Here is a 12,342-nt window from a genome sequence, read left to right as displayed (position 1 = left end):
TCCTTCAACACGTTAGGCATACTCATGAGCAAGTTCAGTGAACGCATCACCCCTTGCCATGAAGTTATTAAATTGATCGAAGCTGGCACACGCTGGGGACAACATCACCATATCACCAGCAACTAACTGCTTCGAGATATTCTCGATAATGTCACCCATAGTTTCAAACGTCTTAGACGATGGGTGTAACGGCATAAATTGCGCTGCATCTTCACCAAAACAACACAGTTGAACGCGCTCTAGTTGCGACAACACAGGCTTAAGCTCACTGAAGTCGGCACCTTTACCAACCCCACCAACCAGAAGATACAAAGTACCTTGGCACTCTAAACCCGACAGAGCCGCTAATGTACTGGCTACGTTGGTCGCTTTTGAGTCGTTAACCCATTTGATTTCGCGTTTGTCAGCCACCACTTGGCAGCGATGCGTCAAACCATTGTAAGCCTTCAAGGCTTCAAGGCTTTTGTTGTAATCAACACCGACTTGTTTAAGCAGTGCTAGCGAGACTAACGCATTTGCCACATTGTGACGTCCAACCAATGTTAAATCTTGAGTCGCAAGTACAGGTTTACCGTTATCCATCAGCCATTCGATGCCATCAACTGTCGCGACACCAAACTCTTGGTCATCGAGTCCGAATGTGACTAATGACATGTTGTGGTCTGGATACGTCTCTTTGTCGTCGCGGTTTACAATCGCATATTGAGCATTATTAAAGATTCTTAGCTTGGCATCGCGGTAATCGGCCATGCCTTGGTAGCGATCCATATGGTCTTCTGACAGATTCAGAAATGCTGCAGCTGCTAAGTTTAGGCTTGATGTTGTCTCTAGCTGAAAACTTGAAAGCTCAAGAACATATAAATCAGCATCAAGCTCTAGAAGGTCTAAGGCAGGAATACCTATGTTGCCACCGACACCGACATTCAAACCAGCAGCCTTAGCAAGCACACCAGTAAGGTCAGTCACGGTGCTCTTGCCGTTAGAACCCGTGATAGCCACAACGGGTTTGTCTACCGCCCAGCCAAACAGTTCAATATCGCCAACAACCGGAGTTCCCGCTTGAATAACATCTTGTATTTCAGGGGTCGCGAGTGCGATACCTGGGTTAGCAACCACCAAATCAGCTTCCGCTAACCATTGGCTATTCCAACTTCCAGAATGCAGCTCTACCGATTCAGGTAAAGATTCCTTTCCTGGTGGTAGCTCTCGCGTATCAATCACCTTCACATGCGTATGAGGTTGATATTTTACGAGATGTTTAACGACAGAGAGCCCGGTAATACCGAGCCCCACAACCACTACATTTTGAATATTTTGCCAACGTTCCATTTAAACAAGATGCTCTTAATAGTTTTAAAGAGCCTCTACTCAGAGGCTCACACAGGATTAACGAACTTTCAGTGTCGCTAGGCCAACCAGTACTAATACCATTGATATGATCCAAAAACGCACGATAACACGCGGCTCTGGCCAACCTTTCAGTTCATAGTGGTGGTGAATCGGTGCCATGCGGAAAATACGCTGACCACGCAATTTATAAGAGCCCACCTGCAGAATCACTGACAGAGTCTCCATTACAAACACACCGCCCATGATAACCAGTACCAATTCTTGGCGAACTAACACAGCAATCACACCCAATGCACCGCCCAGTGCTAGCGAACCAACATCGCCCATGAATACTTGAGCTGGGTAGGTGTTGAACCATAGGAAACCAAGTCCGGCACCGACGATAGCAGTACATACAACCACAAGCTCAGAAGTGTACGGGATGTATGGAATATGTAGATATGCCGCGAAGTTAACGTTACCTGTCGCCCAAGCAATCACAGCAAAACCAGCAGCAACCATAACCGTTGGCATAATCGCCAAACCATCTAGGCCGTCTGTTAGGTTCACCGCGTTACTGGTACCCACAATAACAAAATAAGTCAGTACGATGTACAATAAACCTAATTGTGGCATAACATCTTTAAAGAAAGGAACAACCAGTTGAGTTGCTGCAGTATCGTGTCCGTGAGCATACAGAGCAAACGCCACAACCAATGCAATAGCCGATTGCCAGAAGTATTTCCAGCGAGCAATCAAGCCATCTGTGTTTTTACGAACCACTTTACGGTAGTCATCAACAAAGCCAACCGCACCGTAACCGCCAAGGACAACCAATACCGCCCAAACGTAAGGATTAGAAAGATCAGCCCACATTAATACCGTAATAATAATGGCAGCTAGGATCATCACGCCGCCCATGGTTGGTGTACCACGTTTGCTAAAGTGAGATTCAGGACCGTCGTTACGAACAACTTGGCCAATTTGTAGCATTTGCAGACGCTCAATTAAACGAGGTCCCATCCACAGCGACAGGCATAAAGCCGTCAAAATACTCGCGATTGCACGAAACGATAGGTATTCGAACAAACGGAAAAAAGAAAGGTGTGGCTGTAGTAGCTCTGCAAGCCAAATTATCATGAAAAGTTCTCCTTTAAAGCAGCGGCTATTTTACTCATTCCTGCACTATTCGCGCCTTTTACCAACAAGGTATGTGACGCGTTTTCTGGCAAGCATAAGTGCTGCTCTATGTGCGCGATCATCGCTTGATGCGTTGCAAAGTGGGTACCATTACAGACCTCACTAATCACCTTGGTATCATCACCGTAAGTGAGTACATGCTCAAAAGCGAATGGGGCAGCATATTCACCGACTTGACGGTGAAGTGCAAGGCTTTCGTCGCCTAATTCAGCCATATTGCCTAAAATCAACCAACGCTGACCTTTGAAGCTCGACAGCAGTTTGGCTGCCGCCTTCATCGCCGGTACGCTGGCGTTGTAACTGTCATCTATCAGTTTGATATTCTGACTTAATTGTTGAACCTCAACTCGCCCTTTGACAGAGATAAGATTCGCTAAACCATTTTTTACTTCTTCAAGCGTGGCACCAAACTGAATGCTCAACGCTGCCGCCGCCAACGCATTTGCTACGTTATGCTGACCAATAATGCCAAGCTCAACCGGCATAGCGCCTTGCGGCGTTTGCATATCAAAGCAAGCTTCACCCTGTTCATTAATGCGAATATTTTTAGCAAAGTAATCCGCCGTGCTGTCGCTTTCTGAAAATGTCAGTACCGTTTTATCTGCGAGTACTTCATTCCAGAAGTCACCACCGTTGCTTTCTAGATTAACAATAGCAGTATCACCAGCAGCAAGCCCCTGAAAGATTTCACCTTTCGCTTGTTTAACACCATCAATTGAACCAAAGCCCTCTAGATGCGCGGCTGCGACGTTATTCACCAACGCCACCTGCGGTTTCACAAGCTGCGTGGTATAGGCGATTTCACCAATGTGGTTCGCGCCCAGTTCTATCACGGCGTAGTCGTCATTGGGTTCACTGCGCAGCAAGGTTAGTGGTACTCCAATATCATTATTGAAGTTACCCGCCGTAAACAACACCTTGCCACGTTGCTGCAGAATGCTCGCCACCATCTCTTTGACGGTCGTTTTGCCACAGCTTCCTGTAATCGCCATGGTTGGCACGTCACATTGTTTGTGGATCCAAGCACTTAGCTGACCTAAAGCAAGTTTAGTGTCTTCAACAACAACTTGAGTAATATTTAGGTCAAGTTTTCGTTCGACTAACAACGCGCTCGCATTTGCCTCAACCGCTTGATGACAAAAATCATGCGCATCGAAACGTTCTCCGACAATAGCAACAAACAATGCACCTTCTTCAACGGTGCGAGTGTCGGTAGAAACGGCATTAATTACGGCATTGTTTGAGTTACCAGCCTCAATCAACTCACCGTTGACCGCTGAACAAATCTGTTCGAGTGATACATCAATCATTATGAAATACCTAAAAGTTGAAGCGCAGACTCTCGGTCTGAGTAATGGATCGTTTCGTCTTTTAATACTTGGTAATCCTCATGGCCTTTACCAGCCAAAAGAATAATGTCATTGCTGTCTGCCTGTTCAAGCGCGAACTTAACCGCTTGGTAGCGATCGTGTTCCACAAATGCAGACTCAGGTTTGTTTAAGCCTGCCAGCATGTCTTTGACAATCAATGCCGGATCTTCGCTACGAGGGTTGTCATCTGAAATAATGATTTTATCGGCGAACTGCTCTGCGGTCGCTGCCATCATAGGACGCTTACCAGTGTCACGGTCACCGCCGCAACCAAAGATAGCCCACAATTTTCCAGAACAGTGAACTCGCAATGCTGCTAATGCTTTTTCTAAAGCGTCTGGCGTATGCGCGTAATCGACAACCACTTTTGCTTTGTTCGGCACTTGGAATAGCTCCATTCGGCCAATCACAGGTTGCAGCTGAGGCGCAGTGTCAACCAAGATTTGCTTATCGATACCTAATGACAGCAAGGTAGCAAAGGCAACCAGTACATTTGATGCGTTAAACTGACCAATTAATGGAACAGAAAGATCGCCTTGTCCCCAACTACCATCGAAAGAGAGCTTAATCCCAGTTTCTGCATAGGCGACATCAGATGCCCACACCGACTGTTGGTAATCAGACAACGGAAGCAATGAAACAGCTATTGCATTGGACAAATCTGCCATCCACGCTTTGCCGACTTCATCATCCACATTGATCACTGCATGTTTGCATTTGTGTTGAGTAAACAGGCTTTTTTTAGCCAATGCGTACTCTTGCATCGTGCCGTGGTAATCAAGGTGATCACGACTCAGGTTAGTGAACACACCAACCTCAAAATTCAACGCTTTAACGCGACCTTGCACCAAACCATGAGAAGATATTTCCATAGCTGTGTAAGCCGCGTTTTCTTCCGCTAACTCACTCAGTGTGCGTTGTATTTCAATCGCACTGCCTGTGGTATTCGCCGCGGTTTTTAGATTGTCTAAAAAGCCATTGCCCGTGGTGCCCATTACCGCAGAGCGTTGACCAACAAGATCAAGCCATTGAACAATCAATTGGGTGATGGTGGTTTTGCCATTGGTGCCGGTAACACCAATCAACTTAGTCGCTTGAGACGAGTAAACACGACCGGCCAACTCAGATAACACCAAGTTAAGATCTTTAATGTAAATTACTGGAACAGCATCCAACCACTCAATCAGACCATGGGCCTTTTCAGCATCAGCTTGTGCGATAACGGCATTGGTTCCCTGTGCGACCGCTTTGTCGATGAAACGACGGCCATCAACAGCATGCCCAACTACAGCAACAAAAATATCGCCGTCTTTGATGGCACGGCTATCCAACTCCAACTGTTCAACGGCAATCGCATCCAGCTCAGGTGAACTAAAGTCACCCCAAGGAGAAAGTAAAGATGACAGCGTGAGGCTACTACTCATATTGAATCCTGATTGGCTCTATTCTTGAAACTTGTTTTCATCAGCAGGGACATTCAATATTTGCAATGCACCCTTCATGATTTCAGAAAAAACGGGGGCAGCAACTGAACCGCCATAGTAAAGGTCACCTTGAGGCTCATTGACCACAACAACCAGCGCGACTCTTGGGTCACTAACCGGGGCAAAACCTGCAGTAATCGCAATGTATTCGTCGCTGTATCCGCCAGCTTCAGCCTTACGAGAAGTACCCGTTTTTGCTGCAACTCGGTAACCAGGAACAGCCGCTCTTGTTGCTGTGCCGCCTTTTTGAGTCACCCCTTCGAGCATATTCAAAACCAGTTCAGCGTTCTCGCGCTTGATGATCTGCTTAGAAAAGTCTTGGTCGTTACTCTTAATAATATGAATCGGTTCATACATACCTTTGTTGGCTAGCGTCGCATACGCATGGGCCAACTGCATCGGTGTAACGGACAAACCGTAACCGAATGATAGTGTTGCAATTTCAAACTTAGACCAGCGACGACGATTCGGGAAAATACCGCTCGTTTCACCGATTAAATTCAGCCCTGACATTTCGCCAAGACCAACAGAACTGTACATCCCAAGCAGAGCTTCTAAAGGCATGTTAAGTGCCAACTTCGCCACACCGATGTTACTCGACTTCTTGAGGATCAGCGCTAAATCAGCCTTACCGACTTTAGAAGAGTCTCGCACACGGCTACCACCGATCTGCATGATGCCGTTGCCAGTATCAATAACGATATCTGGATCTGCCGTACCGTTCTCTAGAGCCGCCAAAACCACAAAAGGTTTCACGGTAGAACCGGGCTCCATCGCATCGGTAAGTACGCGGTTACGCATCTTAAAACTTTGTAAGTCAGCACGATTATTCGGGTTATAAGAAGGCGCATTAACCATTGCCAACACAGCGCCGGTTTTTACATCCAACAAAATAGCAGAGCCAGAAGTCGCCTTATGATCAGCCACCGCCTGTTTAATCGCTCGGTAGGCGATCGCTTGTAATCGTTGATCGATCGTTAGCTCGAGTGGCTTACCTTCTTCACGCTCTTCTAAAGCAATGTTTTCAACAACACGTCCGTAGCGGTCTTTACGAATCGTTCGCTTACCCGCCTCGCCTGTGAGCCATTTGTCATAGCTGCGCTCAACGCCTTCTAGGCCATGTCCATCAATGCCGGTAACACCGATAAGGTGCGCACTGACTTCGCCTGCAGGGTAGTAACGTCGAGATTCCGCTTTCAGGCCAACACCCACCAGCTTAAGCTCACGGATATACTTAGCCATTGCAGGGCTAACTTGTCTTTGCAGGTAAATAAATCGACGGGATTTGTTGCTAGAGATCTTGTCGATCATCGATTGTCGCTCTAAGCCAAGTACATCGGCTAACGCGTACCAACGATCAATTTGGGCCATGCCGTTTTTATCGAAAATCGTTTTAGGATCGGCCCATACCGCTTCAACTGGAACACTCACAGCAAGCGGCTCGCCATTACGGTCTGAAATAATACCGCGAGCAGAAGGAATTGCCTTAACACGTACCGAGCGAAGGTCGCCCTGACGAATTAAGTTATCTGGTTCAATGATTTGGATGTAAGCCACACGACCAACCAGCGCAGCAAAGGCAAGAAACACGAAAGCAATAACGACGTTGAAACGCCATTTAATAAGAATTGGATCCGAATCCTTTTCGCTCTTCACTCGCTCTTTCGTTGGTTTCTTAACGGCTTTTGCGGGTGCTTTTTCCTTTTTACCGGTCATTTCAGTGTGATCACAACTTCTTTTTCAGAGTCTGGACGTTTCATGTCTAGCTCTCTTTTTGCCGATGCTTGAACGCGACTATGTTCAGCCAGAGCCGTCTCTTCAAGCATTAAATTTCGCCACTCATCATCAAGCTGTTCTCGCTCCACCAATGCCGTGTCTTTCTGCGTGATCGCCTGACGTGACATATGTGTCGTAAGAACGACCCCCATCGCACTCGCAAAGATACAGATAAGAAGCATCAATGGAACCTTGCCCACAGAGATCAAATCAAAAAATATTACCTTGGCTAAGTTCGGTTTGGAGGTCTTCATTGACTATAGCTTTTCTGCGATTCGTAATACTGAGCTACGTGAACGAGTATTCTCATCCACTTCGCCTTTCGATGGTTTGATCGCTTTACCAACCGGCTTAAGATCAGCACTGCCTAGCGCCTTGATCTGCTCTTCTGTTAGTGGCAGGCCATGTGGTACTTGCGGGCCTTGGCTCTCTTTACGGATAAAGCGCTTCACCATGCGGTCTTCAAGTGAGTGGAAGCTGATAACAGACAAACGGCCTTCAGGAGCAAGAATGCTTGCTGCGCCTTTCAGGGCTGTATCGATCTCTTCAAGTTCACTGTTGATGTAGATACGGAATGCTTGGAATGCACGTGTTGCTGGGTGCTTTTTCTCTTTGAAGCTTTTTGGAGCCACATCCGAGATAAGCTTAGCCAACTGACCAGTGCGCGTTAGTGGTTCGTTCTCTTCATTCTCTTGATAAGCGATAATGCCTTTCGCGATACGACGAGCGTGTTTGTCTTCACCGAACTCACGGATAACCCATGTGATGTCATCAAGATCGGCTTCAACTAACCACTGAGACACAGGAATACCAGTTGTTGGATCCATACGCATATCAAGCGGGCCGTCTTTCATGAAGCTAAAACCACGCTCAGCATCATCTAGCTGAGGTGAAGAAACACCTAGATCCAGTAAAACGCCATCCACTTGACCGACTAAGTCATAACGCTCTGCATATTCAGCCATACCTGAGAACGGGCCGTGAATAATCGTAAAACGAGGGTCATCAATCTTTTGCGCTTCTGCAATCGCTTGTGGATCGCGGTCAATACTAAAGAGTCGTCCATTCTCGCCCAGTTTAGACAGGATTGTACGGCTGTGACCACCACGGCCAAAAGTACCATCGATGTAGGTACCGTCAGGTTTGATCGCAAGTCCGTCAATAGATTCGTTAAGCAATACTGAAATATGTTTGAATGCTTCTGTCATAGTCTTCTCAGTGAGTGGATTGAGCCATTAGTTCGGCAATAATTTGTTCTATTAACGTTTTAGTGTACTGATTTCACGCCGTATCTCCACCATATTGTGTATAGGCTTTGGGAATTTTTGACCCAAGCTCATATCAGGATGAAGGATTCTAAGGAAATCTAAATAATTTACGTCAATATAAAGCAAAAAACCCATCACTACCGTTAAGTAATGATGGGTTCTTTATATAGGTGGAGTTGACACATACGCCGGGTTCTGTTCCGCTTGCGCGGCGGTAACCATTCGTCTAGGCCTGCAATCGCTCACAGGCTCAAGCAATCTACCCGCCCCCATACGCGAGCAACGCAATGTGAGGGCCTATTTGATCTTGCTCCGGGTGGAGTTTACCTTGCTACGAACTGTTGCCAGTCGCACGGTGCGCTCTTACCGCACCCTTTCAGCCTTACCTGTGCCCCTTCCGAAGAAATGAGGCCATCGGCGGTCTTCTCTCTGCTGCACTTGTCGTGGGCTCGCGCCCCCCAGACGTTATCTGGCACCCTGCTCTATGGAGCCCGGACGTTCCTCCCCTCTACCAGTCTCCCGAAGGACTTCAACGTCAGTTTCCCGAAGGACCTCAACGTCAGTCTCCCGAAGGACATCAGCAAAGCAGCGATTACCCGTTCAACTCCGAGGGCGGATTGTATAGAGATTAGGGTGCAGTGTCTAGCGAGATCACAAATATGGTGCAAACCTCTAAGCAACTGCGTGATTTTCACACAATTCAGACAAAAAAAGAGGAATGACGGCAATACCATCACTCCTCACAAGCTTTTCAATACGGGTTAGCTACTCTATAAAGAGGTTTCTAGTTGTCTAGATGCTCTAGGCCCCATTTGTATAAAGCGTTCTTTTTCAGATTGTAGATTTCTGCCGTCATCGCCGCCGCTTTTTTAAGGGGCAGCTCTTTGGTTAGAATGCCTAGCGTGCGAGTCGCTTCGTCTGGCAATTCTGTGCTCGCTTCTTCACGGTGGCCGTGAATCAGTAACACCATCTCACCGCGTTTACGGTTCGCGTCTTCTTCAATCCACTCTATAAGTTCACCAAGTGGCAGCCCTTGGATGGTTTCGAAGGTTTTGGTTAGCTCACGCGCCAATACAACCTCACGGTCAGGGCCAAGAATCTCGAGCATATCTTGTAGAGAGTCTGAAATACGGTGCGGTGATTCATAAAAGATGCAGGTGCGCTCTGCCTTTGCGATCTCTAAGAACTTGTCTTTACGACCTTTGCTCTTTGGCGGTAAGAAGCCTTCAAAGCTGAAACGATCTGACGGTAAACCAGAAGCACTTAACGCGGTAATCACAGCACAAGCACCAGGAAGTGGCACAACTCTCACACCCGCTTGACGACATTGTGAGACAAGATGGTAACCTGGGTCACTAATTAAAGGAGTACCCGCATCAGAGACTAATGCGATAGACTGACCTTCTAATAACCTTTCGACTAGAACTTGCGCTTTAGTTTGTTCATTATGATCATGTAAAGCGAACGTTCTGGTTGATATATTGAAGTGAGCAAGCAGCTTACCCGTGTGGCGTGTGTCTTCAGCTGCAATAACATCGACACTTGATAAAATTTCAATTGCTCTTTGAGTGATATCTCCCAAATTTCCGATTGGGGTTGGCACAATGTAGAGAGTTGGGCTCTCTGTGAGCAAGGTTTTGTTATCTGTCATTTGTTTACCATCACTTCAACGATTAATATAGATACAAATTTATACGGAATTTAAAGAACTCATGGCAACGATGAACCATAAGAGACTCAGTGTACCACGCTTACTAACTCCAATTGCATTAGCAATTACATTGGCGGCTTGTTCTTCAGGTCCTCAAGCACCAACGAGCGTTGATATTACACTAGATCCAGCGCAATCAACTGAAAGTTACATGATGCAGGCGGATAGTAGCAAAGGAAGTCTACAAAACGACTGGTTAATCATGGCGCTTAAGGCTTCTGTGCAAGCTGGAAAAACCGATCAAGCAACTCTGCTTATTAAACGCTTAGCAAAACAAGAGCTGAGCGAAACGCAACAAGCGGAATGGCAATTAGCTCGCGCTCAACTGTTGGTGAATAACTCGCAGCCTGAACAAGCTTATAGCCAACTGAACTTCCAGCCTTGGTGGAAACTTCCGAACGAGCAGTGGAAAGATTATCACGAGCTACGCGCGAACATTTCTGAAATGCAAAGCGAGTATTTTGAAGCAAGCCGTGAGTTAGTTCTTTATTCAGAGTATCTAGACGCTGATGACGAGCTCCAACAACAAGCTGCTGACCGTATTTGGCAGAACCTAAATAGCTACTCTCAATATGAGATTCTAGAGCTTAAGACGTCGCCTACAGAAGACGTTCTTGCAGGTTGGTTACAGCTGGCGATTTATATGAAGACGCTGAATTCAAACCTTCCAAACCTGCAGGAAACCCTGTCTGATTGGCTAGCAGAGAACCCTCAGCACCCAGCAGCGACATACACACCTCAAGCGATCACTGACATCTTGGCGCTAGAGATCAGCAAGCCAACCAGCACTGCACTATTACTGCCTCTAACCGGTAAATACGGTAAGCAAGCACAACTTGTACGTGACGGCTTCATCTTTGCGATGATGAATGACAAAGAGCGTGAAGAAGATGCAACGCTGACGGTAATGGATACCAACGTGCAAAGTGCCGCTGAGATTAAAGCGACACTGGAAGAGAACAACGTTGATTTCATCGTTGGCCCGCTGATCAAGAGCAACATCACTAAGCTTCAGCAAGCGCAGAAAAACCACGAGAACTCGATTCCAGCTTTAGCTCTGAACATTCCTACGCAACTAGAACCAGATACCAACATTTGTTATCTCGCTCTATCACCAGAGCAAGAAGTCGCTCAGGCAGCGAAACACCTATTTGCTCAAGGCTACAAGTACCCGCTTATCCTTGCGCCAAGAGGACGTTTAGGTGAGCGTGTTGAGCAAGCGTTTAAGGAAGAGTGGAAAAAATACAGCAGCAACGATGTTGCTATCAGCTTGTTCTCTGACAAACGCCAACTGCAACGCAATGTGAATCAGGTATTCGGCTTGCAAGAGAGCCAACAGCGTATCGCTCAAATGGACGGGTTGCTGAACCTAGACCTAGAAACCGAGCCACGCAGCCGTCGTGATATCGATTCTGTCTACATTGTGGCTAAGAACTCAGAGCTAACGCTAATCAAACCCTTCATTGAAGTTGCAATTAACCCAGATGCGAGCCAGCCAGCTCTGTTCTCGAACTCGCGCAGCAACAGCGGTGATAAGCAGTATGAAGACCTAACCGGTGTGTTCTACAGCGATATACCACTATTAGTTGAGAATAAAAACGAGCTTAATAAAGAGCTCAACGACCTATGGCCTACACACTCAAACGGCCAAAAGCGTCTGCAAGCACTAGGAATGGATGCATACTACCTAATGGATGCACTGCCACAGATGAAAGCTGTGCAAGGTTACAGCATTCCAGGTGAAACGGGGGTGCTAACCATCGATAACAACTGTGTAGTTCAACGTGAAATCAGCTGGGCAGAGCATGGGGCTTTTTAGCCGAAAATTCCTATCTAAACCAAGCATCACCCACAAACAAGTGGGTGATAAATACGAGACCGTGGCAAAATCTTATCTGATTAACCACGGTTTATCGTTAATAGAACAAAACTTCATAGCAAAATGTGGCGAGATTGATCTTATAATGCGCCATAACAATACGGTTGTGTTTGCTGAGGTAAAATACCGCAAGCAAACCCGCTACGGACATGCCGCTGAAATGGTGACTGCCAAGAAGTCACAGAAACTGCTCAAAACAGCCAATGTTTGGCTTATGCAGCAAGGCTTGTCGGTGCACTCTACAGATTTCAGATTTGATATTGTTGCCATTGAAGGGCCGAATGACACTATCGACTGGATTCAAAACGCGATTACCCAAGGATAA

The 12,342-nt window shown here is 46.7% G+C and carries 10 protein-coding genes and 1 other RNA gene; 2 read left to right on the top strand and 9 right to left on the bottom strand.

Features of this window, described 5'->3' with window-relative positions; genetic code table 11:
• Window positions 1-12: 12 nt before the first annotated feature.
• From murD to rsmI, 9 genes are all read right to left on the bottom strand, one after another.
• A complete protein-coding gene (gene murD / locus HRQ85_RS20110) occupies window positions 13-1,329 on the bottom strand; it encodes a UDP-N-acetylmuramoyl-L-alanine--D-glutamate ligase (protein ID WP_172380458.1) in 1,317 nt (438 codons plus the stop codon).
• Between the two features lie 57 nt (window positions 1,330-1,386).
• Window positions 1,387-2,469: a phospho-N-acetylmuramoyl-pentapeptide-transferase gene (mraY, locus tag HRQ85_RS20105; protein WP_019824581.1), complete on the bottom strand. Its 1,083-nt coding sequence runs from the start codon at window positions 2,467-2,469 to the stop codon at window positions 1,387-1,389.
• Entirely contained in the window at window positions 2,466-3,839 is a 1,374-nt protein-coding gene (locus tag HRQ85_RS20100; protein WP_172380457.1) for a UDP-N-acetylmuramoyl-tripeptide--D-alanyl-D-alanine ligase, read from the bottom strand. Before HRQ85_RS20100 ends, mraY begins: the two co-directional genes overlap by 4 nt.
• Window positions 3,839-5,323, bottom strand: a complete 1,485-nt coding sequence (murE, locus tag HRQ85_RS20095) for a UDP-N-acetylmuramoyl-L-alanyl-D-glutamate--2,6-diaminopimelate ligase (RefSeq protein ID WP_172380456.1) — start codon at window positions 5,321-5,323, stop codon at window positions 3,839-3,841. Before murE ends, HRQ85_RS20100 begins: the two co-directional genes overlap by 1 nt.
• Before the next feature lie 18 nt (window positions 5,324-5,341).
• Window positions 5,342-7,099 (bottom strand): peptidoglycan glycosyltransferase FtsI, encoded by a 1,758-nt coding sequence (locus tag HRQ85_RS20090; RefSeq protein ID WP_019824584.1) that lies wholly within the window; start codon window positions 7,097-7,099, stop codon window positions 5,342-5,344.
• A complete protein-coding gene (ftsL, locus tag HRQ85_RS20085; protein ID WP_050643159.1) occupies window positions 7,096-7,413 on the bottom strand; it encodes a cell division protein FtsL in 318 nt (105 codons plus the stop codon). Before ftsL ends, HRQ85_RS20090 begins: the two co-directional genes overlap by 4 nt.
• 3 nt (window positions 7,414-7,416) lie before the next feature.
• Entirely contained in the window at window positions 7,417-8,367 is a 951-nt protein-coding gene (gene rsmH / locus HRQ85_RS20080) for a 16S rRNA (cytosine(1402)-N(4))-methyltransferase RsmH (protein ID WP_017059280.1), read from the bottom strand.
• Between the two features lie 228 nt (window positions 8,368-8,595).
• Window positions 8,596-9,035, bottom strand: an RNA gene (gene rnpB / locus HRQ85_RS20075) — RNase P RNA component class A.
• Between the two features lie 176 nt (window positions 9,036-9,211).
• Window positions 9,212-10,078, bottom strand: a complete 867-nt coding sequence (gene rsmI, locus HRQ85_RS20070) for a 16S rRNA (cytidine(1402)-2'-O)-methyltransferase (protein WP_019824587.1) — start codon at window positions 10,076-10,078, stop codon at window positions 9,212-9,214.
• Between the two features lie 61 nt (window positions 10,079-10,139).
• On the opposite strand from rsmI, the gene HRQ85_RS20065 reads away from it, so the two are divergent.
• Together HRQ85_RS20065 and HRQ85_RS20060 are read left to right on the top strand one after the other, a co-directional pair.
• Window positions 10,140-11,957 (top strand): penicillin-binding protein activator, encoded by a 1,818-nt coding sequence (locus HRQ85_RS20065; protein ID WP_172380455.1) that lies wholly within the window; start codon window positions 10,140-10,142, stop codon window positions 11,955-11,957.
• Window positions 11,944-12,342 carry a YraN family protein gene (locus HRQ85_RS20060; protein WP_048614934.1) on the top strand — a complete coding sequence of 133 codons (399 nt, stop codon included), beginning with the start codon at window positions 11,944-11,946 and terminating at the stop codon, window positions 12,340-12,342. Before HRQ85_RS20065 ends, HRQ85_RS20060 begins: the two co-directional genes overlap by 14 nt.

It is taken from the genome of Vibrio sp. Vb339 (assembly GCF_902751245.1).
GTDB classification, from domain to species: Bacteria; Pseudomonadota; Gammaproteobacteria; order Enterobacterales; family Vibrionaceae; genus Vibrio; species Vibrio coralliirubri.
The sequence above is the reverse complement of the archived record's forward strand: the minus strand, read 5'-3'. Positions and strand labels throughout refer to the sequence as shown.

Bases quoted from the DNA above. Each gene is read 5' to 3' on its own strand.
- murD (WP_172380458.1), bottom strand. From the start codon at position 1,329: ATGGAACGTTGGCAAAATATTCAAAATGTAGTGGTTGTGGGGCTCGGT.
- mraY (WP_019824581.1), bottom strand. From the start codon at position 2,469: ATGATAATTTGGCTTGCAGAGCTACTACAGCCACACCTTTCTTTTTTC.
- HRQ85_RS20100 (WP_172380457.1), bottom strand. From the start codon at position 3,839: ATGATTGATGTATCACTCGAACAGATTTGTTCAGCGGTCAACGGTGAG.
- murE (WP_172380456.1), bottom strand. From the start codon at position 5,323: ATGAGTAGTAGCCTCACGCTGTCATCTTTACTTTCTCCTTGGGGTGAC.
- HRQ85_RS20090 (WP_019824584.1), bottom strand. From the start codon at position 7,099: ATGACCGGTAAAAAGGAAAAAGCACCCGCAAAAGCCGTTAAGAAACCA.
- ftsL (WP_050643159.1), bottom strand. From the start codon at position 7,413: ATGAAGACCTCCAAACCGAACTTAGCCAAGGTAATATTTTTTGATTTG.
- rsmH (WP_017059280.1), bottom strand. From the start codon at position 8,367: ATGACAGAAGCATTCAAACATATTTCAGTATTGCTTAACGAATCTATT.
- rsmI (WP_019824587.1), bottom strand. From the start codon at position 10,078: ATGACAGATAACAAAACCTTGCTCACAGAGAGCCCAACTCTCTACATT.
- HRQ85_RS20065 (WP_172380455.1), top strand. From the start codon at position 10,140: ATGGCAACGATGAACCATAAGAGACTCAGTGTACCACGCTTACTAACT.
- HRQ85_RS20060 (WP_048614934.1), top strand. From the start codon at position 11,944: ATGGGGCTTTTTAGCCGAAAATTCCTATCTAAACCAAGCATCACCCAC.